This is a genomic window from Rufibacter roseolus, from assembly GCF_017916365.1.
Taxonomy (GTDB): domain Bacteria; phylum Bacteroidota; class Bacteroidia; order Cytophagales; family Hymenobacteraceae; genus Nibribacter; species Nibribacter roseolus.
The window spans coordinates 1,249,640-1,274,955 of sequence record NZ_JAFMSU010000003.1; the positions used below are offsets into that span (position 1 = coordinate 1,249,640).

The 25,316-nt window shown below is 53.0% G+C and carries 14 protein-coding genes; 1 reads left to right on the top strand and 13 read right to left on the bottom strand.

The genetic code is table 11. From position 1 onward, the window contains the following. Positions 1-221 precede the first annotated feature (221 nt). The 13 genes from J3P35_RS21055 to J3P35_RS21115 form a co-directional block, all read right to left on the bottom strand. On the bottom strand, positions 222-1,919 hold the full coding sequence (locus J3P35_RS21055; RefSeq protein ID WP_210466687.1) for a sodium:solute symporter family transporter: 1,698 nt from the start codon (positions 1,917-1,919) through the stop codon (positions 222-224). An 86-nt stretch (positions 1,920-2,005) separates the two neighbouring features. Continuing rightward, positions 2,006-3,505, bottom strand: coding sequence for an L-arabinose isomerase (gene araA, locus J3P35_RS21060; protein WP_210466688.1), 1,500 nt, complete (start codon positions 3,503-3,505; stop codon positions 2,006-2,008). A 73-nt stretch (positions 3,506-3,578) separates the two neighbouring features. After that, positions 3,579-4,277, bottom strand: coding sequence for an L-ribulose-5-phosphate 4-epimerase (locus J3P35_RS21065; RefSeq protein WP_123127855.1), 699 nt, complete (start codon positions 4,275-4,277; stop codon positions 3,579-3,581). A 6-nt stretch (positions 4,278-4,283) separates the two neighbouring features. Beyond that, complete coding sequence (locus J3P35_RS21070; RefSeq protein WP_210466689.1) at positions 4,284-6,071, bottom strand: ribulokinase; 1,788 nt, start codon at positions 6,069-6,071, stop codon at positions 4,284-4,286. Positions 6,072-6,438: 367 nt separating this feature from the next. Beyond that, positions 6,439-7,146, bottom strand: coding sequence for an NUDIX hydrolase (locus J3P35_RS21075; protein ID WP_210466690.1), 708 nt, complete (start codon positions 7,144-7,146; stop codon positions 6,439-6,441). Between the two features lie 362 nt (positions 7,147-7,508). Next, positions 7,509-8,663, bottom strand: a complete 1,155-nt coding sequence (locus J3P35_RS21080; protein WP_246850397.1) for an aldose epimerase family protein — start codon at positions 8,661-8,663, stop codon at positions 7,509-7,511. Between the two features lie 124 nt (positions 8,664-8,787). Then, a complete protein-coding gene (locus J3P35_RS21085) occupies positions 8,788-9,846 on the bottom strand; it encodes an arabinan endo-1,5-alpha-L-arabinosidase (protein WP_246850399.1) in 1,059 nt (352 codons plus the stop codon). A 97-nt stretch (positions 9,847-9,943) separates the two neighbouring features. Beyond that, positions 9,944-11,944: a glycoside hydrolase family 97 protein gene (locus J3P35_RS21090; protein ID WP_210466692.1), complete on the bottom strand. Its 2,001-nt coding sequence runs from the start codon at positions 11,942-11,944 to the stop codon at positions 9,944-9,946. A 286-nt stretch (positions 11,945-12,230) separates the two neighbouring features. After that, complete coding sequence (locus J3P35_RS21095; protein ID WP_210466693.1) at positions 12,231-14,267, bottom strand: alpha-L-arabinofuranosidase C-terminal domain-containing protein; 2,037 nt, start codon at positions 14,265-14,267, stop codon at positions 12,231-12,233. Positions 14,268-14,339: 72 nt separating this feature from the next. Beyond that, a complete protein-coding gene (locus J3P35_RS21100) occupies positions 14,340-16,703 on the bottom strand; it encodes a glycoside hydrolase family 127 protein (protein WP_210466694.1) in 2,364 nt (787 codons plus the stop codon). A 157-nt stretch (positions 16,704-16,860) separates the two neighbouring features. After that, positions 16,861-18,342: an arabinan endo-1,5-alpha-L-arabinosidase gene (locus tag J3P35_RS21105; RefSeq protein WP_210466695.1), complete on the bottom strand. Its 1,482-nt coding sequence runs from the start codon at positions 18,340-18,342 to the stop codon at positions 16,861-16,863. Positions 18,343-18,435: 93 nt separating this feature from the next. Further along, positions 18,436-19,992: a RagB/SusD family nutrient uptake outer membrane protein gene (locus J3P35_RS21110; RefSeq protein ID WP_210466696.1), complete on the bottom strand. Its 1,557-nt coding sequence runs from the start codon at positions 19,990-19,992 to the stop codon at positions 18,436-18,438. 41 nt (positions 19,993-20,033) lie between these two features. After that, a complete protein-coding gene (locus J3P35_RS21115) occupies positions 20,034-23,111 on the bottom strand; it encodes a SusC/RagA family TonB-linked outer membrane protein (protein ID WP_210466697.1) in 3,078 nt (1,025 codons plus the stop codon). Between the two features lie 626 nt (positions 23,112-23,737). Between J3P35_RS21115 and J3P35_RS21120 the strand changes: the two genes are divergently transcribed. Beyond that, positions 23,738-25,279, top strand: coding sequence for an alpha-N-arabinofuranosidase (locus J3P35_RS21120; RefSeq protein ID WP_210466698.1), 1,542 nt, complete (start codon positions 23,738-23,740; stop codon positions 25,277-25,279). Positions 25,280-25,316: the final 37 nt, after the last annotated feature.

Sequence of the window (25,316 nt, forward strand, 5' to 3'; positions counted from 1 at the left end):
CCTGGCGTTTAAGGGCTGCTTTTAGATAATTGGCTTTAAAACGAGAAGCGGGTAACTACCAGATCTCTAGGCATACATCAACAGCAAAGCAAATAAGTACACGAGAACTCCCGCCAACCCGCTTCGGCTTAAAGGCCAAAAGGTACTGCAACAGACGGTAAAAACATAAAAAGCGGACGTTTCAGGCCCGCTTCTTATGTTCTATAAGGTTTTATCTTGTACTACCAGAACCGCACATATAGGGCTGTTACAAGTAAGAGCGTTACCACAATAAGAGCCAAAGTAGAGTTTGACACTCTGAACATGGTAGTATCCAGCTCAAATGCTTTAGGGTTCACTCTAGGGCCGGCAAGGCTTAACAAGATCATCACAATCATGGTGAACATGAAGGCCAATCCCATACAGATCAGGAACGGAATCTCATAACCGCCTTTGCCGTTAGGGTACGCTGTGTACAGGAAGGTCTCATTCCCGAACCAGGTTGGCGCGTAGTTGTTGAATACTACAGACAGGATGAAACCGGTGAAAAGACCCGCAATAGCGGCTGTACCGGTGGTGCGCTTCCAGAACATACCCAGGAAGAACATGGCAAACACACCCGGACTAATAAAACCGGTGTATTTCTGGATGAAGGTAAATCCACCCTCGCCACCTATACCCAGCAAGTCATCCCAGGTAAGGAAGATAGAGAACAACATGGCCGCCACAATGGTGATTTTACCCACCCAGATAAGCTTCTTCTCATCGGCACCTTTGTTGATGTATTTCTGGTAAATATCCAGGGTGAAGATGGTGGAGATACTGTTGGCTTTACCGGCCAAAGAAGCTACAATGGCCGCAGTCAAAGCTGCCAGAGAAAGACCTTTCATCCCGGTCGGCAAGAAGCCCAGAATAGCGGAGTAAGCGTTATCAGCGTTGAAATGTCCGCCCGGAGCCATTTCTTCCTGCAAAGCGCCGTTCTTGTACAGCACATACGCGGCAATACCCGGCAACATTACAATGATTGGCATCATCAGTTTCAGGATACCGGCGAACAGGATACCCGTACGAGCAGTGTGCAGGTCGGCGCCCAAGGCACGCTGGGTGATGTACTGGTTACAGCCCCAGTAATTCAGGTTCACAATCCACATACCGCCAAAGTACATGGCAATGCCCGGCACCATGAGGTATTTATTGATTTCCTGCTGGGTTGCTCCCGGACCCGGTTTGTCAAAGATCAGGTGGAAGTGATCCGGTGAATCCTGCAGCAGTTTGTTGAAACCGGCAATCATGTCGTTGCCCAGGCCAAAGTGGTTACTCACCAGGGTTAACGCGGTGTACGTAGTAGCCAAACCACCCAAAATCAGAACGGTTACCTGGATCACGTCAGTAAACCCGATTACCTTCATACCGCCCAGGGTAATGATTACCGCGAAAATAGCCAGCAACACCATGATCAGGTGGAAGTTCTCGCCCCCGGCCAGGTTACTGATGGCCAGTGCCCCCAGGAACAGGATAGAGGTAAGGTTCACGAACACGTACAAAAACAGCCAGAAGATAGCCATGATCAAACTGGTGGTCTGGTTGTACCGATTCTGCAGGAACTGCGGCATGGTGAAGATCTTATTCTTCAGGTACACCGGAATAAACCAGACAGCCACAATGATCAACGCAACGGCGGCAATCCACTCGTAGGCTGCCACGGCTACCCCTACCACAAAGCCGTTCCCGCTCATACCTATAAACTGCTCGGCGGAGATGTTGGAGGCGATAAGCGAGGCCCCGATGGCCCACCAGGTAAGGGACCCTTCGGCTAAGAAGTAATCTTTACTATCTGACTCAACGGTTTTCTTTTTGCGGTAAATCCAGTATCCGTACCCAGATACAATGATGAAGTAGACTATAAAGATGGTATAGTCAATGGTGGTAAATTTGTTCATGGAAAGGGGTTAGCCTGAAAGTGAAAGTTTGTCTGTTTGGAAAAGAAAAGGCCCCAATGCCAACGATAGCATTGAGGCCCTTAAAATTAGCAATTCTTCTGATAATACATCTCACTCCAGCGAAGTTCGTTCTTCAGCTGGCTCAGTTTGGTGTCGCGGCCAATGACCACGCACTCAATGCCGGCCATTTCTGCAAAGTCCTGCAGCTGCTCTGCGCTGATGTTCTGGCTGTAGCAGGTATGGTGGGCGCCACCGGCCAGAATCCAGGCGGCACAGCCTGTTTTCATATCTGGAAGCGGTTTCCACAGCACACGGGCTACTGGTAGGTTAGGCAGTTCGTTCTGCGGCTCCACGGCCTCCACTTCGTTCACGATAAGTCTGAAGCGGTTACCCATGTCTACTACCGAGGCGTTCAGGGCCGGACCAGAGCCAGCGTTGAACACCAGACGTACCGGATCGGCTTTGCCGCCGATTCCCAGCGGGTGGATCTCGCAGGAAGGTTTGTCTACGGCTAGGGATTCATCTACCTCCAGCATGTGCGAACCAAGCACCAAGGCGTTGTTCGGGTCAAAGTGGTAAGTGTAGTCTTCCATGAAGGCGTTGGCGCCCGGCAGACCGCTGCCCATCACTTTCATGGCGCGCACCAAAGCAGCCGTTTTCCAGTCGCCTTCGCCGGCGAAACCGTAACCGTCTGCCATGAGCCGCTGCACCGCAATACCCGGTAACTGCACCATGCCGTGCAGGTCTTCAAACGTATCTGAGAAGCCTTTATAGCCTCCTTTTTCCAAAAAGGTGCGTAAACCGATTTCGATTTTGGCCGCCTCTCTAAGAGAAGCGCGCAGGGCACCACCTTCGCGCAGGCCTTCGGCTACGTTGTACTTTGTTTCGTATTCCTGCACCAGTTGGTCAATGGCTTGCTCAGAAACCTCGTTGATCACCGCTACCAGGTCTCCTATGCCGTGGGTGTTCACTGCGAAACCGAACTTCAGCTCGGCCTCCACTTTGTCACCCTCGGTTACGGCTACGTAGCGCATGTTATCGCCAAAACGCACGAACTTGGCGCCTTGCCAGTCATACCAGCCGGCGGCCACGCGGCACCAGTTGTTGATCTCCTGGATCACCTCTGGGTCCTGCCAGTGACCCACCACCACTTTGCGCTCAATGCGCATGCGCGACACCATAAATCCGAACTCACGGTCACCGTGGGCACTCTGGTTCAGGTTCATGAAATCCATGTCAATAGAGTTCCACGGAATATCGCGGTTGAACTGGGTGTGCAGGTGCAGCAAAGGCTTCTGCAATACCTTCAGCCCTCTGATCCACATTTTAGCGGGTGAGAACGTGTGCATCCAGGTGATCACGCCAATACAGTTTTCGGCCACATTGGCTTCCTGGCAAACCTTGAAGATTTCTTCCGTGGTTTTAACGGTTGGTTTGAACACAATGCGCACCGGAATCTGGTCAGCACCGTCTAAACCTTTTACAATTTCCTGCGAGTGGGCGGCCACCTGGTTTAGGGTTTCCTCGCCGTATAGATGCTGGCTTCCGGTGAGGAACCAGACTTCAAATTGTTTTAAATCAATCATGGATGTGAGGGTTAAGGGCGGAACCCGCTGGTAATACAGCCAGATCCGTTGTTATCTGCTATTGTTTTATTTGTTATTGGCCGTAATAAGAATCAGGTCCGTGCTTTCTTTCAAAGTGTTTCTTGATGAGCGAGTCCTGCAAGCGGGGTACCTGCGGCCTGATCTGCTCGGTTAGGAACGCCATGCGGGCAATCTCCTCCACCACGGCGCTGTTGTACACCGCTTTCTTGGCGTCTTTGCCCCAGGTAAACGGCGCGTGATTGCCTACCAACACCATCTCCACCTCCTCGTAGCTCATGCCTTTCTCCTGCAGGTAGTTCATGATCTGGAAGCCGGTCTCGTACTCGTAGTTTCCCTGGATCATGGCATCGTCCATGGGCGGGGCGCAAGGCACATCGGTAGTGAGGTGATCGGCGTGGGTAGTACCGTAGATGGGAATATCGCGTTGAGCCTGGGCCCAGGCGGTGGCGTAGGTAGAGTGCGTGTGCACAATGCCGCCGATGTTTTCCCAGTGTTTGTACAGCACAGCATGCGTTTTGGTGTCTGACGACGGCCGCAGAGAACCCTCCACGGTGTTGCCGTCAAAATCCACGATCACCATTTTCTCCGGCGATAGGTCCTCGTAAGGCACGCCGCTGGGTTTGATAGCAAAAACGCCCTGCGACCGATCCACGGCGCTCACGTTCCCGAAGGTGAATAATACCAGCCCTAACTTGGGCAACTGCATATTGGCCTGGTAGGCCTCTTCTTTGATGTGTTGAAAAGAACTCATGAATGCTTATCTGGTAAGGCCCTGCAGCTCCGTCTGCGCTGAAGTAACAGGTCTGGTTTGGCCCTCCTGGGCCGGGCTGCCGGTTTCGGGCAGGTCAGACAGAGTAGTAAGTTTAGCCGGCGCACTGTGGATTTCCAGGAAGCCGCCCAGCTCGGTGTATTTCTGGTAACGCTTGGCATACAAGGCAACCCGCTCCTGGTTAGGGAAATACTCCAGGTCAAAACCCTGCCCCATAGCTTCCATGGCATCTTCTACTTTGGCGTAAATACCGGCCGCAGTGGCCGCGAACATTGCTGCCCCAATGGCGCAGGTTTGCTCTGACTTATGGATCCGGATGGGCATGTTCATGACATCGGCCATCATCTGCATGATGAACGGCGATTTTCTGGCCACGCCGCCCAGACCGATGAGGCCTTTTACCGGAACGCCCTGCTCATTGAAACGGTCCACGATTTTCTTTGCCCCGAAGCAGGTAGCCTCTACCAAGGCCCGGAAAACGCGCGGTGCATCACTGCCCAGGCCTAAACCGGAGATGGCGCCTTTCAGTACCTGGTTCGCATCTGGCGTACGGCGACCGTTGAACCAGTCAATGGCGAACTCGTTATTCTCTGATAATGGAATCTGGTCTGCGGCTTTGCTCAGCTCAGGTATGATTCTGTTAGACACCTCTTCTACCAGTGCCTCGGCGGTAGCGGCATCAATGACCTGTGAATTGGCCAGCAGGTTCTGCAAAGGCCATAGTAAGATTCTTTTGAACCAGGCGTAGGTATCCCCGAAGGCAGATTGACCGGCCTCCAGACCCATCATGCCCGGGATGATGGAACCAGGCACCTGACCGCAGATTCCGTTCACCAAGGTATCCCCGAATTCCTCAACAGGGGCTACCAGCATGTCGCAGGTAGAGGTTCCCATCACTTTGCTCAGATGATACGGCTCAATTTGGCCGCCTACGGCGCCCATATGGCAATCGAAGGCACCTACGCCCACCACTACATCGGTAGACAAGCCCAGACGCTCAGCCCACTCGGCGCTTAACTGGCCAGCGGCTTGGTCTGAGGTATAGGTATCCTGGAACAGGCGGGAAGTGAATCCGTCCAGCACCGGGTCCAGGGAAGCGAAGAAATCATTGGGAGGCAGTCCGCCGAACTCAGCGGCCCAGAGAGATTTATGGCCTGCCGAGCAGACGCTACGTTTCATTTGGTCTACGTTGGAGCCGCCGGTAAGCAGGAACGGAATCCAGTCGCAGTGCTCTACCCAAGAGTAGCAGGCCTCCCGCACTTGGGCGTCTTCGCGCAGCACGTGCAGCAGTTTGGCCCAGAACCACTCAGAGGAGTAGATGCCGCCCACAAACTGCAGGTAATTAGTCTCGAACTTAGTGGCATGCTCGTTGATCTCGGCGGCTTCCTGCACGCCGGTGTGGTCTTTCCAGAGCACGAACATGGCATTGGGGTTTTCCGCGAACTCAGGCAACAAGGCCAAAGGCGTGCCCTGCTGGTTCACGGCCACCGGCGTAGAACCGGTAGTATCCACGGAGATACCTTTCACCGCGCCCGCAATGGCCGCGCCGCCCGCTTTCTGCAGACAGTCTTTGATGGTTTTCTCCAGACCCTCAATGTAGTCCAGAGGGTGCTGCCGGAATTGGTTTTCCGCGGGTACGCAGTAAGCCCCTTTGTTCCAGCGGGGATAGTTGAAAACAGAAGAAGCTACTTCCTCACCGTTTAAGGCATTAACCAGGACAGACCGCACAGAGTCAGAGCCATAGTCCACGCCAATCACATATACATCTTGTGCCATAGTCGACTTATTGTTGTCAAATTAACGTTTATTCCCACTATCACCAAAATTTGGCCTCCAACTTTTACAGATTTAAAAATTAAAGCTTCGTCTCAGCGTATTCTATTACAAGTATAGCAAAAAGTTTCTAAAAATGTTGTTTTGACACTTAATTTTTTAGGAGAATACTCCTGCTTTCCTGCCTATGACTGTAGGCGTGCTTCTCCCCTACTCTAAATCACACCTAAACCAAAAGGAGCTCCCGCTTCAAGGCTGGTTTCGTAAAATCAGTCAAGAAACGGGAGCTCCCTTTTACACCTATCAAACTGCAGCTGCAGCGTCACTTACCAACCTGCTTTCTATCTCCGGTTTGGCAGAAAGAACTGGTTTAAACCAGGAACTTCTCGGGCTTGGGGATAAACTTCAGGAAGGCCTCAAAGTTGTCATAGTACTTCTCCCTGTCCAGCTTGAAGTAGAAGGCGCCTTTGCGGGAGCTCTCTTTGTCTTTCTCTTCCTGGCGTACCAGCAGGCCCGTGGAAAGAACCTTACGGCTGAAGTTCCGCTTGTCAAAGGTGGTGTCGTAGAGTTTCTCGTAGAGGGTCTGGAGTTTGGGCAGGGTGAACTTCTCGGGCAACAGCTCAAACAGGATGGGGTGCAGGGCGGCTTTGTAGCGCAGGCGCATCTTGGCCATTTCCACCATCTCCTCGTGGTCAAAGATCAGGCTGGGCATCTCGCTTAAGAGGAACCACTCGGCGTGGTACTCAGAGCTCAGCTGGGCCTCATATTTCTGGATATCGATTAGGGCGAAATACGGCACCGCGATGGTCCGCTCCACGGGGTCACGATTGGGTTCACTGAACGCCGGGATCTGCTCCAGGTACACGCCCTCCAGGCCGGTGAGCTGTTTCAGAACGCGTTGGGCACCCGCTTCCAGGCTCTCCTGCGGCTGCACGAAACCGCCCATGAGGCTCCACTTCTGCTTCTGGGGCGCGAAGCCCCGCTGAATCAGCAGCAGCTTGAAGTTCTCTCCGTCAAAACCAAATATGATACAATCCACCGCAACAAGAATTCTTGTCTGGCCCGAATACTTCATCATTCCGCTGATATATTTAGTAATCCTGCTGCCAACGATGGCTTAACAAGAACCAAGATTATTTTGAGTTCAAAGGCGCTCCTTTGGCTTTTGCTTTGACCCGCTTTTAAGTCAAGTGTTTAAACAGGTCCGAAGAAAAATATAAACCGGCCTAAAGACAAAGCAAATAAAGGAATACAAATCCATTTTAAAACAATTGGATGGCAGCGCCACAGGAAAAATTTAGGCTTTGATATAGCCAATCCCGCGTTTAGGACCAGGTTTAACCAAATCAGCCCCGAAACGCCTAACACAGGAAAAAGCATCCCCGGAAACTGATCTTGCCAAACGTTCCCGAAGATGCTTTTTCCCGATGCGGCTAGCGCCTACTTTGCAGAGAATTTGTACACTGTGGTGGTGGCGTACGTCTGCCCTGGCTTCAGGGTAGTGCTAGGGAAAGCAGGTTGGTTAGGAGAATCCGGGAAGTGCTGGGTCTCCAGGCAGAAGGCCGTTCTGTAGGCATCTTTGCTTCCGTTTTTCAGGGTGTGGCCGGCCTCCATGAAGTTACCGCTGTAGAACTGCAGGCCTGGCTCCATGGTGAGCACATCCATGGCAATACCGCTCTTGTCGCCCACCGCGGTGGCAACTTTCTTCAATTCTTTTCCGCCGCCGCCAGTCAGTACGAAGTTGTGGTCGTAGCCGCCGCCGTACTTCAATTGCTGATGCTCATCTTTAATTCTGGCTCCGATGGCGGTAGACTGGTTGAAGTCAAAAGGCGTACCTTTCACGGGCTCAATGCCGGTAGGGATCAGGGTAGAGTCAACCGGGTTGTATCTGTCGGCGCTCACCTGCAGTTGGTGGCCCAGGATGTCGCCGCTGCCCTCGCCGTTCAGGTTGAAGAACGTGTGGTTTGTGAGGTTCACGATGGTGGTTTTATCTGTGGTGGCCTCGTACCCGATTCTCAACTCATTATCATCGGTGAGGGTGTAGGTCACCTTTACGTTCAGGTTGCCGGGGTAGCCTTCTTCCATGTCTTTAGACACGTAAGTCAACTCCAGGGTTTTGTCGTCCACCTGTTTGGCATCCCATACCACGCGTGAGAAACCTTTGTTTCCGCCGTGCAGGTGGTTGGCGCCGTTATTGGTGACCAAGGTGTACTCCTTGCCTTCCAGCTTGAACTTGCCCTTAGCAATACGGTTGCCGTAGCGCCCGATGGTGGCCCCGAAGAAGGTGTCTGATCCTTTGGTATAATCCTCTACGTTCCCAAACCCGATGGAGACATCGGTGAGTTTACCGTTTTTGTCCGGCACCAGCAGGCTCACCAGACGGCCGCCGTAGTTGGTAATGGCCGCCTGCACGTTGTTCTTGTTCTTGAGTACGAACAGGTCGGTTTGCTTGCCGTCAATAGTCTTCTGGAAACTGGCGCGGGCCGGTAACTTCGCCTCAGCAGAAGCAGTGTTGCCCTCAGAGGCGTTCTCGGTTTGGGTGGTGGTGTTTTCCTGGTTACCAGAGTTCTGGCTGCAGGAGCTGGCTAACATCATAGAGCTCATCAATAAGGTACAAACAGGCCTAAATACGTATTTCATGGACAGGTTATTAGTTTTTAACTGAATATTTTAGGTTACTCCTTTTCTGCTGCGCAACGCTACTCTTTCTTTCCTGGGTTTACTGGGCCACTGCCACCACCGGCCACTGGTCTTTGTCCCAGGTCAGTTTCTCCAGGCGCAACTTAGGGCGTCCGTTCTCCGCCGCGTCATAGCCATGGAAAATAATGTAATCAGTTTTGTCAAAGGTGTAGACCGCATTGTGGCCCACACCATTCCATTTTTCATTGCCCTCCAGCAGAATGGTGCCGCCGCCGGCGTCCATGGCGACCCCGTTCTTGTCCAGGTAAGGTCCCTGCACGTTTTTGGCGCGACCCACAATCATCTTGTAATCACTTTTGGCCCCTTTGCAGCAATAATCAATGGAAGCGAACAGGTAATAATAACCGTTTTTTTTGAAAACAAAAGGCGCCTCTATCGCATTTCCTCCGGCCTCGGCCGGATTGCCCGGCAAGGGCTCCGGATTGGTCTTGATGGTAAGGCCTTTTTTGCGGCTGGCGATGGTGGAAAGTTTGTTGATGTCCTGGGCTACCGACAGACGGTCTTTGCTCAGTTTCACCAGTTGCAGTCCGCCCCAGAAAGACCCGAAGGCCATCCACGGCGTCCCGTTTTTGTCCGTTACCAAGTTGGGGTCAATGGCGTTCCAGTTGGTGACGCCCGGCACTGAGCCGATGATCTTGCCGTGGTCCACCCACTTGAAGTCTTTGCTGTTAGGGTCCAGCGTGGCGTTGGTGGCTAGGCCGATGGCCGAGGTGTTTTTCCCAAAGGCCGAGATAGAGTAATACAGGTAATACTTCCCTTTATAGAAGCTGATATCCGGGGCCCAGATGTGGTTGTCTTTGAAGCCGGCTACGTCCTTCCCCGCCCACTCCGGCGCGGTAGCGAACACCGGCTTTTCCTTTTTCCAGTTCTGCATATCCGTGGAAGACCACACTGAGATGCCATGGCCCGTGCTGAACAGGTAGTACGTGTTGCCTTGCCTGGCCATCACCGGATCATGCACCGTTATGTTACTCATCGGCCGTACCTCCCCTACCTGTTGCCCCTGTGGTTGCTGCGCCTGCACAAAACCAATGCCCGTGAGCAAGAGTATACCTAAGATGAAGCTTCTTACCATCATATCAATCTTTATAGTCTTTCGTTTTGTAGCCGTTTTGGCCAAAATGAACCTGAAACAGAGCGGCCCAGCCAAAGGCTAGAAACCTGGCCCCAGGGTTCTAGAACACCATCACAAACCCGCCGTTGGGTTTCAGCTCCACCGTGGTCTTGCCGCCTTTGGCCGGGTCAATGGTCTGATGCTGCATGCCTGCGGCATCAGTGCCGTCTGTGATGTAAGCGCCTTTTTTACCATCAAGGAAGGAAAGGTCCAGTTGCAGGGTTTTGGCGGTTTTCTCGCCGTTGATGCCGGCCACGTACCATTTGCCGTTCGCCTTGCGGGCCATCACCACTTCTTTGCCCGGGTAGCCGTCTATGAACTTAACCTCTTCCCACACGCTGGGCACCTCCTTCAGGAAATCCTGCACGTAGGCCGGCATTTTGGCCATGCCCGAAGGAATCTCCACGTAATGCTGCACCCCTGAGGTAAACAGCACTGACAAGGCTAACTCAAACGCTGGCGTGGTTCTCCGGGTGATTCTGGGGATCTTGGTCAGGTTTACAGGCGTGAAGTCCATGGGGTCGAAGACGTTGCGGGTGAACGGGATCACCGTGGCGTGGGCAGGCTCCTCATCGGCGTTCTGCTGCTCAAAGGTGATGAACTCAAAACCCTTGATAGACTCCATGGTCATGAGGTTGGGATAAGTCCTTTGCCAGCCGCGCGGCAAGGTACAGCCGTGGAAGTTCACCAGCAGTTTGTGCTCAGCGGCGTCTTTCAGGATGTCATTGTAGTACTGCATCACGCTCTGGCCATCGCCCCCGAAGAAATCTATCTTCACGCCTTTGATGCCCATGTCATGCAGGCGCTTGAACTCCTGCATGCGGCTTTCGTGGGTGAGCATTTTGTCTCTGGGCGTGTAAGGCGCACCGTTCCAGGGACCAGCCGAGTTGTACCACAGCAGCAGCCCTACGTTCTTGGTTTTGGCGTAGTCTGCCAGCTCCTTCACTTTCTCGTACCCGATCTTCTTGTCCCAGTCGGCGTCAATGAGGGTGTAGCTCCATTTCATGCGGGAGGCGTAGTCAATGAACCGCTTCTGCACATCGTACACCGTGGAATCGTCTTTGAGAATAGCCCAGCTCCACGACGATTTACCCGGCTTGATGAAGCCTTTGTCCATGTCAACGGCAGGTTTGGCCAGGTCAATACCCAAGGTTGACTCCGCGATAGTTTTAAGGGGGCCCACGGCCACCAGGCGCCAAGGCGAGTAGAAAGGCAATTCTGAGGTTGGGTTCACGCCGCCGCCGGGATTATGCTCCACGTCCTGCGGAAACGCGAGACTGTATTCTCCGCCCGGCGAGTTCTGCCCCAGGCGCGAGGCGCAGTAATCGCCGTAAGACGCGGTCTCGGAGAGCAGCACCCAGTTGTCGCCCGTGGTCTGGAACAAAGCCGGGAAAACCCAGCCTGCTTTGATGGGTGAAGGCGTACCTACCGGGATGCCTTTGAGGTAGTATTCTTCATACGAAGGATTGGTGCGCTCCCAACCGGTTTTGGCATCAGACATGGGCTGCATCCAACCTTTGGTGCCCTCGGGCAATTTGAAGGAAGTCACTTCCCGGGTAATGGCCTTCTTCCCCGACGCCTGCCCCGGGAAATAGTACCGGAAAGCCACCCCGTCATTAGACACCTGGAAAATAACGTCCAACTGTTGCCCCTGGGCATTCTTGAGGTGGAAAGTGCGCTTGTTTGCACGGTAGGTATTCTCCTTGCGCTTGGCTGTAAGGATTTCGTAGCTGTCTTTCACCGACTCCACGCCAGAAACAGACGCCAGCGTCAAACCCTGCGAAAGGTCCGCGTCTTCCATGATCACGCCCAAGCGGGAATCCTGCAGCACGGTGGTTCCGCCTCGGGAAACGGCATATGTGGCGCTTTGCCCCGGCGTGAGGCTGAACCGCACCTTGATGCTTTGATCGGGGCTTTCAACGGTATACTCTTTTTCCATAGCAGAACTGCTGCTGACTTTGGTTTTCTGGGCGCAGGCACCCAAACCCAAGATTCCTACCATAAAGATGAGGGACCGGTAAACCCCAGTCCGCAGATTGCTTTGTTTAGAAAGTGATGGCATGTTGGTTAGTTAAGCGATTTTCTGCGTCAGGCATTTGGGGGCTGTTTTCAGGAAAACGGCTTTGAAACACGCACCGCAGAAGTTGTATAACATTGATTGAGACCGGATGCGCGCCTGAACGGAGCAACCCGGCAATTTTATTCAAACCGACAAACAGGAAAGAACTACCCCACAAACCAACATATTCTTCCTGGGCAAACTTTCCTCCTGAGGGAAAAGCAGGAAACGTTTTGGGGCTGTTTCTGTAAAAACAACCCCGAAACGACCTACCCCTTACTATCCCTGATTATTTTCCTGGGTTGGCTGCGTACTTAGACACCACAGAACCCAAGGAAGAAGCCTTCACCTTGATAACGTTCACAGAATAAGGCTCCAAAGACAGTTTCACGCGGTTGTTCTTCACCGAGATAGACTGCTGCACCGGGGTCAACGCCATGGGTTCTTTGAAGGAGTTCATCTGCTCCAGGTTGTTGCTTCTCATTTTCTGCAGGGTGCCTTTGCCTTGCACGCTCTTCACGCCTTCCAGCACAAACTCGCCGTCCTGTGCCTTGCCTGAGGTGTTCACCACTTTCAGGATCAGCTCATTGGTTTTCTGGTTAATGCTGGCCGAGGCGAACAGGTTATCCTGTCCGGTCACCTTGGTATTGTTACGCTCGATCGGCACCAGGTGCGTTCCCACGTTGGTGGAGAACAGTTTCTGCACGTAGTAGTTAGGCGTGCCGTAAGACTGCAGGTTGTTAACCCAGATCATGTCTGGGGTCCACTGCCAGCCTTCCTCGTGGGCGAACAAAGGCGCGTAAGAAGCCATGGCCACTACGTCGGCGTTGCGCTCCAGACCGGTCATGAAAGCGGCCTCAGAAAGGGCGCCTTTCCAGTTGTTCTTGTTCTCAGGGCTGGCGATGGCTACCGTCTGGGCGGCATATTCACCGGCGAAGATCTTTGGTCCTTTGCGGTCATAGTTGTCATAGCGGGTGGCATTCTCCTGGAACCACTCAGGCGCACGGTAGTAGTGCTCATCAATGATATCGGCATTGAGGCTGCGCATGGTTTTGTTCAGGTAATCGAACTCAGGGCCATCGGGGAAAGGACCGGTGGTAGTGATCAGTTTCAGGTCTGGGTATTTGCTGCGTAGCGCTTTCTCGAAAATCTTGTAACGCTCCACGTACTGTTCGCCCCACTGCTCGTTGCCCACGCCCAGATACTTGAGGTTGAACGGTGCAGGGTGGCCCATCTCTGCCCTTATTTTACCCCACTCAGAAGTAACCGGACCATTCGCAAACTCCACCAGGTCCAACGCATCCTGGATGTACGGGTCCAATTGGTCCAGCGGCACTACCTCACCGGTGTTGAACTGGCAAGCCATGCCACAGTTCAGGATAGGAAGCGGCGCGGCCCCAATGTCCTCGGCTAACTGGAAGTACTCAAAGAAGCCCAACCCGAAGGTCTGGAAGTAATCTGGGGTATGACGATGCTTGAATTCGGTGTTCCAGCGGTTCACCAGGGTAGCCCGGTTGGCCACGTCGCCAATGGTTTTCTTCCACTGGAAACGCTCATCCAGGGTACGGCCCTCCACAATACAGCCGCCCGGGAAACGCAGGAAGCCGGGTTTCATATCGGCGAGCAACTGTACCATATCGGCGCGCAGGCCGTTGGGGCGCTGCTTCCAGGTGTTTTTAGGGAACAGGGAAATCATGTCCAAATCCACCACGCCTTTGCCCTGGGCCAGCACCCGCAGGCGGGCTTTGGGGTCAGTTGCATTGGCGGTGAGGCTTACCTCGTACTTTTTCCATTCTTGGCCGGACGGGGTAAAAGTAGCCGAACCCAGCTTCTCCCCTTTAACGGTGACCAGTTCCACCACCAGTGGCAGGTTACTACCGGCTCCTTGACGCGCTAACACAGAGAAGTTGTACTGCTCGCCTTTCTTGATGCCCATGCCGCGGAAGCCCTCGTTGAGCAAGCCGTAGCCCGCGTCTACTTTGGAGGTGAGGCGCAGGTACCGGCGGTTGGGGCTACTGGTCACGCTGGATTGGTTGATCACCAGCAGGCTGCCCTGCTCATTGTTCTGCTTCTGCTCTACCCAGCCCATCATAGGCGTATCGAACTCAAAAGAGCGGTTTTTCACCAGTTCGGCGTAGATACCGCCATCGGCGCCCAGGTTGATGTCTTCAAAGAAGACGCCGTACATGGTGGGGGCAATCTCGCCGTAGATTTTATCTGCTTTTACCGTAAAGGTCTTGGTGGAGGCAGCCGTCTGCCCAGATACGTTCCAGGACAGGAGGCATCCTGCAACCAACGCAGCAAAGGAAAAGGGTTTGTGTGTCATGGGTTCTACAAAAAATCAGGTACTACAAATGGTTATCTCAAAACCGGATTGGTAGGCCGGCCGTTTGCTTTTCTATTTCAGGAGGCGCACGTAATAGATGCCCGCCGTGGAGGAGTTCTCCAGTGCCGTGAAGGTAAGTTTCAGAGTGTTGTCTTTCGCTTTTGCCAGCACCGCCGCGGGTATCTCATAGTCTACCTCCACGAATTTATCTCCCAGACTGCCGTCCTGTCGCACGGTCTGCAGCACGGTGCCGTTCACGGAGATGGTGAAGTTCCGGTCGCGGTCAGCACCGAAGTAAGTGAGGCGCAGTTTGCGGGGGCCTTGCCCTTTGTTTTTGAGGTTATAGCTGAACCAGCCGCGGGCCAGCCGCCAGTGCCGGTCTCTGTGCACGCCGGTCTCGGTCTTCTCACCCGCAAAACCGTGGTCCGATTCTGGTTGCTGTTCACCGGGCGCTACCTGGTCCACCGTCTGAGCTTCCAAGGCCAGTTTCGCTTTTTCCATTTCCTTGAGAGCGGCATTTCTCGCCTCCAGGCCTTCGGGCGTAGTCACGGGCCAGTAAACCATGTAGCGCGCATCGTGGATCTGGTAAAAAGGCACGAGCTGCACCCCCTTGTATTTCTGCGGCTGGATCAAACCCGAGGCTGTAAAGGTAAACGGCTTGCCGGCCACCGGCTGCAGGCCACTCACCACGTCTTTACTGGTTGACACCAGCACCGGCGCCTCGTCCAAAGAATAGAGCGGCCCGTTGGCGACGTGCCCCATCCGGCTTCCATCGGCTAGGAGGCCGGTGAGATCAGTGGAATCCGTTACGGCGGCCAGCACAATAGGGCCCCGCACAAAAGAAACCCAGGGCGAGCCATCGGGCAGGGACTCGGCTTTGGTAGTCATGGGCAATGACACGGTCACTACGTCCCCTGATTTCCATTTCCGATTGATGCCCATGTAGCCATTGGCCGCGGTGGTTTCTACCTCTTTGCCGTTTACCTGCACAGTGAACTTGCCTTGCTGCACCCATTTTGGCTGACGGATGTAGAGGGTGAATTTCTGCGCTTTTTTCAATTTCAGGCTTATAGCCGAGGTTTCCTCAAAAGGGAATTTGGTATTCTGCGTTACGGTCAGGCCTTTCTCCTGCCAGTCCAGGGTGGAGGGCAGAAACAGGTTCACGTACAGGTCTTTGTCTGAATGGGCGTACACCAACTCGCCGTACTTGCCGTGGTTTTCTAACCCCGAACCCACACAGCACCAGAAATCTTCCTGGGGCTGGGAGTACACGCGATAGTGCCGCGGCCGCATGGAGGTGAAATACACAAAACCGCCTTTCTCGGGGTGCTGCGAAGAGAGGATGTGGTTGTACATGGCCCGCTCATAGTAATTGAGGTAATCTGCCGAGGCGCTGGACAGGTACAACTGCTTCGTGAGTTTGAGCATGTTGTAGGTATTACAGGTCTCGGGCCCCTCCTTGCTTTCCAGCATGGACGTGAAATTGTTGGCCGGATGGAAGTGCTCGCTCACGCTGTTGCCGCCAATGGACACCGTGCGGTTATCCACCACCGTTTTCCAGAAGAAAGCCGCCGCGTTGCTCCAGGTCTGGTCCTTAGTGAGTTCCGCCACCCGTTGGTAACCTATCACCTTTGGGATCTGGGTATTGGCGTGCATGCCGTTCAAGGCATCCTTGCCCTGCAGCAAAGGATTGAGCACCGAGGTCTGGGAGAACCGCTTGGCCAGCGTCAGATATTTGGCATCACCGGTGATTTCCGCCACATCCGCGAAGACCTCGTTCATGCCGCCGTGCTCGCTGCGCAGCATATCCTGAATCTGAGCATCGGAGAGGTTGGCGGTCAGGTCCACTGCCCAATCAGAAAGCTTGATGAGCATTTGCTTCGCCTTCTCGTTTCCGGCAAACAGGTAAGCATCCCGCAGCCCCGAATAGGTTTTATGGATGTTGTAAAGAGGAACCCATTTCTTGTTCAGGGAGAAACTGCCGGCCTCTATCTTGCCGGCCTTGATGTCCTGCCACATCTGCCTGCCGCCGGGCGTGCCGCCCAGGTAACCATCACCGCTTTTTTGTTGGCAGGCCTCCAGCGCATCTACCATGTAGTTGAGGCGCTGCAAGACTTCCTGGTTTCCGGTGGCCGCGTACATGAGCGCCAGCGCCGACAGGTAGTGCCCCCCGATGTGCCCGTCTAAGCCAGTGTTTTCCCAGTTGCCGTAGTTCTGTGCCTTGGGCTGGATTCCGGCCTCTTTTTGAAAAGGGGCCAATAAACGGTCTGGGTTCAGAGACAGCATATACGCCAGATCGGTCTGTTGCGCTTGCCGGAAAGGACTTTCCAGCAGCCGCACAGAAGACAATGGGAAGCTTTGCAGTTTACCAGCCTGGGCAAACGTCACCGCCGGAACCAGAGCCAATACCAGAACTTTTAACGCCTTTGAAATCATCAGAACTCGTTTTTTTAATCTCGGGCCACTTGGCCTGCTTAATCTTACAAGTTGTTTTAGCCCTCTTTTTTCTAAAATACGGCTAAAACGGGGTTTGCCCAGAGACACCATCCAGAAGTTTTTCTTCTTTGTGTCTCTGGGCAATTCCCTGTTTTGACTATTGTTTCTTTTTCATCCAGATCGCCAAGCCACCGCCGTTAAGACCGGTCATCACGATGGTGGATGGTTTCTTATTCTCCCAGTCCCGTTCCCTGGACACGTGCATTTTATCAAGGAACATGCCGCCGGCCCATCTTAAAGTCAGCCACGGCGCATCATAGACCCAGGTATTGTTAGGATCACCGTTGATGGTTCCGTTGGCCATTAAGGTGGTGTTGAAAGCCACAGAGAAGTTAGGATCAGTTTGCTCGTTCCCAAAACCAGGCACCACGGTTTGGGTAAGCACGATCTGCTCGTATTCGCCGGCCAGTTGCTCAGTAGTGATTGGGGTCTGCTCCACGTTGGCGAAACGCTCGGGAGAAACCATGGGCCATCCTTCCGGGGTCCAGAAAATCTCACGCACGTGCATCACCATAAAGCCGGGGTTCACGCCTGGTCTGCCCTGGTGTGCCATGAAAAACTTACCGGTGCTCTGGAACACCGATGGGTGTGCCACTCCTTGCCAGCCGCCATGGTTTTGGAATTTGTAAGGGGATAAGATCATCGGGCCATTGTCAGCAAGGTTATCCACGTCCACGCCATTCCAGTCCAGGAAAGGACCGTTGGGGCTGGAAGACCGGAATACCCGCACGTTGTACTTCGTGGAAAGCCAGTCATAGGAGGCAAACAGGTAGTACATATTGGTTTGCGCATTGTAGACAATCTCGGCGCCTTCCAGGTTACCGTTGGGCTGGCCGCCGGTGTTTCCTCTCCTGGCAATGCGGGCTCCTTTGTCACCAGAGTTCAGGGGCAGACCAGTGGCAGGATTCAGCTGCAACTCAAACAGACCGTCCCAGGAAGATCCGTACACCATCCAGTGCTGCCCTGCCGGGGTCACTACCACCGATGGGTCGATGGCATTGGTTCCGGGGCCTTCGTTCACCGAGGTGACCACCAGGCCTTTCTCGGTCCAGGGCCCTTCAGGAGAGCTGGAGGTCAGCAACCCGATGGCGCTCACCCGGCCCTGGGTAGCCGCCAGGGAATAATAAAGCCTGAACTCGCTGCCTACTTTCATGATGTAAGGAGCCCAAAGACCCTGTACCGGGGTACCTCCGTTAGAGGTGATGTGCTGCGCGCCCAAAGCAGGCAGGCTATTCACGGCCCAGCCCACGTACTGCCAGTCTACCAGGTCTCTGGACCGGCGCACCATGATTCCTACCCGGGCGGTTCCGCCGTAAGCCACATCCGTGCTGTAGCAGTAATACCAATCCCCGTCCTTCACAATAGAAGGATCATGGAGGTTATAGGGGCCCCACTGCAGCGCGAAGGCGTTGGAGGCCAGCTGCGGATAAGTATCATTGAGCGCATCAAGACTGAACGGCTTGGGCGCGAAAATCTCCGGGTCTATTTCTGTCAATGGCTCATCATCCTCTTGGCAGGAGGTGAGCAGGGTCGCTGACAGCAGCGTAAAGGTTAAAACTCTTCTGAAGATGTTCATCATAATACCAGTTTTTAAACTGTTTTTTTTCAACCAAGCTTCAATCCGCTGCCGCAGGAGCTTCTTTTGCAAAGCCCCTGCGGCGGCGGAATTAATTTATTTATTAGCAGAATTTGGAAGCAGGTTCGCGTTGTTATCCAACTCAGACTGCGGAATAGGCAGGTACTCGTTGCCCGGGGTCCAAGTGTTGAAGTCACTGTCATGCTCTTTCAACATGGCCAGTTTGGCCGGATCATACAACCAACCCCAACGGATGATGTCATGGATTCGCTGACCTTCAATGGCAAACTCCAGGGCCCGCTCGTGGGCAATCTGGTCGCGCATCTGCTCTTTGCTCATGTTAGGCTTCACGGTGGCCAGATCTGGAAGCTTGGCTCTTGATCTCACCTGCTGGATGTAAGGGTAAGCCTCGGCTGTGCGGTTCAATTCGTTCAGCGTTTCGGCGTACATCAACAGGATATCGGCGTAGCGCAACACTCGATAGTTATTACCACCCGTTTCTGGGGTCTCAAACGGCACGCCCTGGCCTTCCATGGTGTATTTTCTTGGATAGATCTGGTCGCGGATATTGTCTGGCCAGGCCACGCCGTAAGCGGTGGTATTGCCTTCGGCCGGGTTGTAGTACAGAATGGTGGCGGGCAGTCTTGGGTCTACTTGGTTGTCAGTGGTTCTTTCCTGTCTGTACTCATTGTAGATCCATTGGGTAGGCTGGTAATCTGACCAGGCTTTCCCCTGCATGCCGTAGGCTACCGGCAGCGCGTTGAACTGCCTCCAGTTGGCGGTTGGCTCTCCGGTCCAGTTTCCTACCGAACCTCCGGTGGCGCTGAACTGCACCTCAAACAAAGACTCAGCATTGTTCTCGTTGGTGGTTGTGAAGTTGTCTCTGTAGTTAGGCACCAAAGAATAAACCCCTTGCAAAGGACCGGTGAAGAACTTGGCAAACTGCGCCTCGGCCTCGGTGTACATTTTGCGGTAGAGGTAGGCTTTGCCCAGCAGACCAGTAGCGGCTCCTTTGGTGGCACGGCCTTTCTGCCCTCTGTCCGGACCAACTACTGCGTCATAGTTGACAGGCAGTGACCCCTCCGCGTTTTTCAGATCACTGAATACCTGGTTCCAAAGCTCTTCTTCGGTGGCTGTGGCTGGGTAGTAATCATTCTGGTCTGCCGGCGGGGTGGTGATTACCGGAACCTGCTTATAAGTGATGGCCAGGTTGTAATAAGCCAATCCGCGCAGGAAGTAGGCCTGGCCAATGATCCGCTGTTTGGCTTCTTCACTGATGATGTCAGTGCCCATCTTGCCTACGTTTTGAATCACCTGGTTGGCCCGGAAAATAACCATGTAATGGTCTCTCCAGATCCACTGGGTTTCCCCGGCGTTGGTAGGCAGTGTAAACTGACCACCCAGCTCCAGGTACACCGCCGGGCTGTCGCCATACATATCGTCTCCCCGGCTGTCACTGAAGCTGGGAAAAGTTCTCTGGTAGGTTCCGTCGGTAGTTAAGGCGTTGTATACCGCGGTTACCCCGGCAAAGGCCTGCGCCTCGGTGGTCCAGTAGGTGGCCGCTGTTTCCTGGTTAGGGTTGGTGATATCTAATTCATCATCGCAGCTACTCAAAAACAGCATTGCGATTACATAATATGCGATCTTTTTCATCTTAAACATCTTTTATGTTTGTCTAATTCTCAACTAACAGGTTAGAAACCAACCTGTACTCCCAACATCACGGTTCTTGGTTTAGGAAAAGAACCGTTATCAAAACCAGGCTCAAACACGCCAGCGGTGAAATCAGGATTGTATCCTTTGTATTTCTGGAAAGTGTAAAGATTTTGGGCGGTTACATACACCCGTGCCTTGTTTATTCCTTTGACCAGGCCTTCTTTGAAGTTGTAACCCAGAGACACCGTGTTGATGCGCAGGTGGGTTCCGCTTTGCAACCAGCCTTCTCTGTTAGAATCTCTGCCGTTCTCGTTAGGGTCGGTCCAGATCAAACGTGGGATGTCTGTGTCGGTGTTGGTGGAGGTCCACCGGTCCAGGATATCCTCGTGCCAGTTGTCATCGCCACCGGTGTGCATGAGGGTTCTGTACAGACGGCTGTTGATAAGGTAACCACCTTTTCCGGAGGCGAAGATGGTGAAATCGAAGCCTTTGTAAGAGGCGTTGAGGTTCAAGCCGTAGGTGTATTTAGGAATACCGCTGCCCAGGTAAGTACGGTCATAAGTATCGATCACGCCGTCTGGGGTACCTTCGGGACCGCTTATGTCTCTGAAGATAAGGTCACCCGGAGCGGTGCCTGGTTTCTGGAAGGCGTGCTGGTCAATCTCTTCCTGTGACTGGAAGATACCGTCTACAACCCAGCCGTAATGACGGCCAACCTCACCGCCTAGCTCAGTGATGGACCCAACACCCAGTCTTGACTTCACGTTGGTTCCCAGATCCAGTACTTCGTTCTTCAGGGTAGTGAAGTTCCCTGATACCCCAAAGGTGAAGTCGCCGATGGTTTTGTTGTAACCGGCTGTTACTTCAAACCCGGTGTTTTTCAAGGTTCCGCCGTTTACCACCGGGCTGGAGTTCACAGACCCTACTGAGGCCGGGATTGGAATGTTCACCAGAACGTCCTCGCTCTTGCTGTAATAGTATTCAGCAGACAGGTCAATCATACCATCGAACAAGACGGCGTCAAAACCTACGTTAGAGGTGGTTTTCTCTTCCCACTTGATGGTCTCAGACACCACGTTCGTTTGCAAGCCACCTAACACCCTTTCGCCGTTGTTGAAAGTGTACACCACGTTGGAGTTGATAGCGGGCGAGTAGAGGTAGTTACCAATGTTCTCGTTACCTAACTTACCCCAGCTGGCTCTGAATTTCAGGTCAGACACAATGGATTTCGGCACGGTAAAAAACTCCTCATTAGAGATTTTCCAGCCCAGGGCCAGAGAAGGGAAGTAACCGTATCTGTTCACCGGAGAGAAGCGGGACGACCCGTCTCTTCTGAGTGTGGCCGTTAACAGGTATCTGTCATCAAAGCTGTAGTTCACCCTTCCCAGGAAAGAGGCCAGTACGTGGGCATCCTCGGTTCCGGAAGAAGTACTGGTAGCACCATTGTTCAGGACAGGGAAATACGGTTTGGTGAACCCCTCGGCGTATCCTTGTCTGAAAATACCTTTCTCTCTCTGGAACATCTGACCTACCAGCACCGCCAGGGAGCTTTTGCCAAAGGTAGCCTCGTAGTTCAGGGTGTTCTCAATCAGAGAGGTCTCGTATCTTCTTGAGTTGTCATTTAAGCGGGCGATGGCGTTAGGAAAGAAATATCCCAGATTGAAGGTTGGGATGAAAGTCTTGTCACGCGCTGTTACCACGTCATAGCTCAGGTTCAGTCTATACTTAAGGCTATGGTTGGTTCTTTTCAGCAACTGCAGCTCACCGTAACCGCTACCAAAGATGCGGTCTACATCTGTAGTGCTGTTGATGAGGCTGTTGTATCCAATCCCGTTGAGAGAGATCGCATCTTCTCTTTCCTGCAGGGTTCCGCCAAAACCACCTTCTTTGGTAGGGTCATACACGGGCATGGTAGGGATGGCAATCACCAGGTCATTGATCAAAGGCGGGCGGCCACCGGCCAGTACCCCGTCTCCTGTTACAAGGCCGTTTTCATGAGAACGGGCATAAAACAGAGACTGCCCGAATTTGAAGATGCCTTTCTCCACCGATGAGTTCACACGGGCGGTATAACGCTCATAAGATGGGCCGTTGCCTTTGTAAGTACCCTCGTTGCCAAAATAATCAAGGGAGATGTTGTACGTGCTGCTGGTACCGCCCCCTGAAAGGTTGATGTTATGGTTCTGACGGTTTCCGGTCTTCAGGCCTTCTTCCTGCCAGTCGGTATCAATGTTGTTCACGTATCTAGGATTCTCAGGGTCGTTGGCCGGCGCAAGCGGCTTGGTGCCTGATCTTAGGCGGGACTCGTTGTTCAAAGTCTGGTAGTTGGCGCGGTTGGTTACCGGCATTTTCTGCCAAACCTCATCTATTCCGTAATACCCGTTGTATTCAATCTGCAGCGGGGTCTCTTTTCTACCTTGTCTGGTGGTAATGATCACTACCCCGTTAGCGGCCCGGGAACCGTAGATAGCCCCGGCAGAAGCATCTTTCAACACCTGCATAGACTCAATATCATTAGGGTTAAAATCGCGCGGCACCCCGCTGATAGGCACTCCGTCTATCACGTACAAGGGGTCTGAGTTCCCGAAAGTACCTATCCCTCTGATTCTTACCTGCGGAAACGCCCCTGGCTGACCATCGGTATTCACACTTACCCCTGAAACGCGGCCCTGAAGCATGGACCCTACATCATTGGTAGAAACTTTCTTCATATCGGCTACGTTTACCACCGCCACCGATCCGGTGATGTCTGATCTGCGTTGGGTACCGTAACCCACCACTACTACTTCATCAATGGCCTTGGCGTCTGTCTCCAGCACAACATTAATAGAGGTCTGGTTGTTGAAAGCGACTTCTTTAGACAGGTATCCGATATAAGAAACCACCAGGGTTCCGCTAGGGCTGGGCGCTGTTAAGGTAAAATTACCGTCTACGTCTGTAGAGGTGGCCGTGGTGGTACCTTTCAGCACAACGGAAGCACCTGGTAAACCGGCTCCACTGGCATCCGTCACTTTTCCTTTAATGGCAAGGCCTTGCGCCACTGCACTTATTATTGAACCATATATTAGAAAGAGGACCAGCATCCAACCTTTCTTACTAAGTAATCTTTGCTGCATAGGATTATGAAAATGGGTAGGGATTGTGAAACAAATCAGACTCGCGGGACTCTAACAGAGGTAAGTTTCAGATGTTAAATGTTGTTTTGACATTTATTAAATTTCCATAAAAGTAGCCTTGGTTTATATTTTTAACAACAAAAAGAGATAAATTATTTTTTAAAGTGCCATTTTGACAATTAAAGCACTTTTCTATATGGAAGGCATTGTTGAGACCATTTCTGCAAGGGCTTATGCCTCCCATATTTTTCCGCCGCATAGCAACCCTGCTCTCTCCGCTAGCTCCAACTATCTCATTCCAGGCTTCTGGCACCTACACATTATATATATGGCTGAAATTTATACTTTGCAGAACCCTGTGGTTTACCAGGAGTAGGTAACCGCTCCTAACTGCTGTTCCTGTTGCGCCAACCCAATTCTTTATGGCGGGTCTGGACAATCTCTATCCTTAGTTTTTAGCACCCGGCGCCAACTTTTTCGGCCATGGGTTAAGTTTGTGGATTCAAACTTAAAAAAATGGTTGTATAAATGTAATAAATACACTTATATTTATTGCAAATTTTACGAATAAAAATCAGCTAGCTTTAAAATTTAACAGAGAACCCCTACCAAAACAGCCCTAAAGTATGAAGTACGCAATCCTGAGTTTTCTTCTCCTGCTGAGCTCCTTAGGCTCTTACGGACAAAACACGGCCACTCTTACCGTTCCTGCCAAGCCAGACAGAACCATAAGCCGCCACATCTATGGGCATTTTGCCGAGCACCTGGGCCGATGCATCTACGGCGGGTTTTATGTGGGCGAAAACAACACCAAAATCCCTAACACCGCCGGGGTGCGGAACGATGTGGTGGATGCCCTGAAGAAACTGAAGATTCCTAACCTGCGCTGGCCAGGCGGCTGCTTCGCCGATACCTACCACTGGAAAGACGGCATCGGGCCCAAAGACCAACGCCCTACCATTGTGAATACCTGGTGGGGAGGCGTAACCGAGAACAACAGCTTCGGAACGCACGACTTCCTGAATATGTGCGAACTGCTGGGCACCGAGCCTTACCTGGCCGGCAACATGGGCAGCGGCGCCGTGCAGGAACTGGCCGACTGGGTACAGTACGTGAACTTTGGAGGCGTAAGCCCTATGTCTGCCCTGCGCAAGAAGAACGGCCGTGAGCAACCCTGGAAAGTGAAGTACTGGGGAATCGGGAACGAGGCCTGGGGCTGCGGCGGCAACATGACCGCTGAGTACTATGCCAACGAGTACCGCAAGTACGCCACCTTCGTATCTGACTGGAACAACTCCGGCGGCCTGACCCGCATTGCCTCCGGCGCTAACTCGGCTGACTACAACTGGACCGAGACGTTGATGAAGGTAATCCCTAAAAACCTCATTGAGGGCGTGGCCCTGCACCACTACTCGGTGATCAACTGGGACAAGAAAGGCCCGGCCGTGAATTTTAATGAGCAGCAGTACTTCACCACCATGAAACAGGCGCTGTTCATGGACGAGCTTATCCAGAAGCACTCTGCCATCATGGACAAGTATGACCCAGAGAAAAAAGTAGCCCTGGTAGTAGACGAGTGGGGTGGTTGGTACGAAGTGGAACCAGGTACCAACCCAGGCTTCCTGTACCAGCAGAACACCATGCGTGATGCCATGATCGCGGGTTCTACCCTCAACATCTTCAACAACCACTCTGACCGCGTGCGTATGGCCAACCTAGCGCAGGCCATCAACGTGCTGCAGGCCGTAATCCTCACCGATGAGGAGAAAATGATCCTGACGCCTACTTACCACGTGATGGAGATGTACAACGTGCACCAGGATGCCACTTACCTGCCCCTCACGGTGAAAAGCACTGACTACACCCTGGGTGACCAGAAACTGACTGCGGTGAACGGATCGGCCTCCCGTGACAAGAACGGCGTTACCCACGTGTCTCTGGTGAACATTGACCCTAAAAAGAAGCAGGAAATTTCCATTGATATTGACGGAGCCACCTACAAGTCCGTTTCCGGCCGCTTGCTGGCCTCCAAAAACCTGCAGGACCATAACACCTTTGCCAAACCAGACCTGATCAAACCAACTGCCTTCAAAGGCGCCAAGCTGAAAGGCAAAACCTTGCAGGTAGAGCTTCCGCCATTCTCGGTGGTGGTGCTGGAGATGAAGTAATCTTTCCAAAGCGTGGTCAGTAGCAAGATTATGCGCT

Excerpts from the sequence above, each read along its gene's own strand:
- J3P35_RS21055 (WP_210466687.1), bottom strand. The coding sequence starts at position 1,919 with ATGAACAAATTTACCACCATTGACTATACCATCTTTATAGTCTACTTC.
- araA (WP_210466688.1), bottom strand. The coding sequence starts at position 3,505 with ATGATTGATTTAAAACAATTTGAAGTCTGGTTCCTCACCGGAAGCCAG.
- J3P35_RS21065 (WP_123127855.1), bottom strand. The coding sequence starts at position 4,277 with ATGAGTTCTTTTCAACACATCAAAGAAGAGGCCTACCAGGCCAATATG.
- J3P35_RS21070 (WP_210466689.1), bottom strand. The coding sequence starts at position 6,071 with ATGGCACAAGATGTATATGTGATTGGCGTGGACTATGGCTCTGACTCT.
- J3P35_RS21075 (WP_210466690.1), bottom strand. The coding sequence starts at position 7,146 with ATGATGAAGTATTCGGGCCAGACAAGAATTCTTGTTGCGGTGGATTGT.
- J3P35_RS21080 (WP_246850397.1), bottom strand. The coding sequence starts at position 8,663 with ATGATGTTAGCCAGCTCCTGCAGCCAGAACTCTGGTAACCAGGAAAAC.
- J3P35_RS21085 (WP_246850399.1), bottom strand. The coding sequence starts at position 9,846 with ATGATGGTAAGAAGCTTCATCTTAGGTATACTCTTGCTCACGGGCATT.
- J3P35_RS21090 (WP_210466692.1), bottom strand. The coding sequence starts at position 11,944 with ATGCCATCACTTTCTAAACAAAGCAATCTGCGGACTGGGGTTTACCGG.
- J3P35_RS21095 (WP_210466693.1), bottom strand. The coding sequence starts at position 14,267 with ATGACACACAAACCCTTTTCCTTTGCTGCGTTGGTTGCAGGATGCCTC.
- J3P35_RS21100 (WP_210466694.1), bottom strand. The coding sequence starts at position 16,703 with ATGATTTCAAAGGCGTTAAAAGTTCTGGTATTGGCTCTGGTTCCGGCG.
- J3P35_RS21105 (WP_210466695.1), bottom strand. The coding sequence starts at position 18,342 with ATGATGAACATCTTCAGAAGAGTTTTAACCTTTACGCTGCTGTCAGCG.
- J3P35_RS21110 (WP_210466696.1), bottom strand. The coding sequence starts at position 19,992 with ATGAAAAAGATCGCATATTATGTAATCGCAATGCTGTTTTTGAGTAGC.
- J3P35_RS21115 (WP_210466697.1), bottom strand. The coding sequence starts at position 23,111 with ATGCAGCAAAGATTACTTAGTAAGAAAGGTTGGATGCTGGTCCTCTTT.
- J3P35_RS21120 (WP_210466698.1), top strand. The coding sequence starts at position 23,738 with ATGAAGTACGCAATCCTGAGTTTTCTTCTCCTGCTGAGCTCCTTAGGC.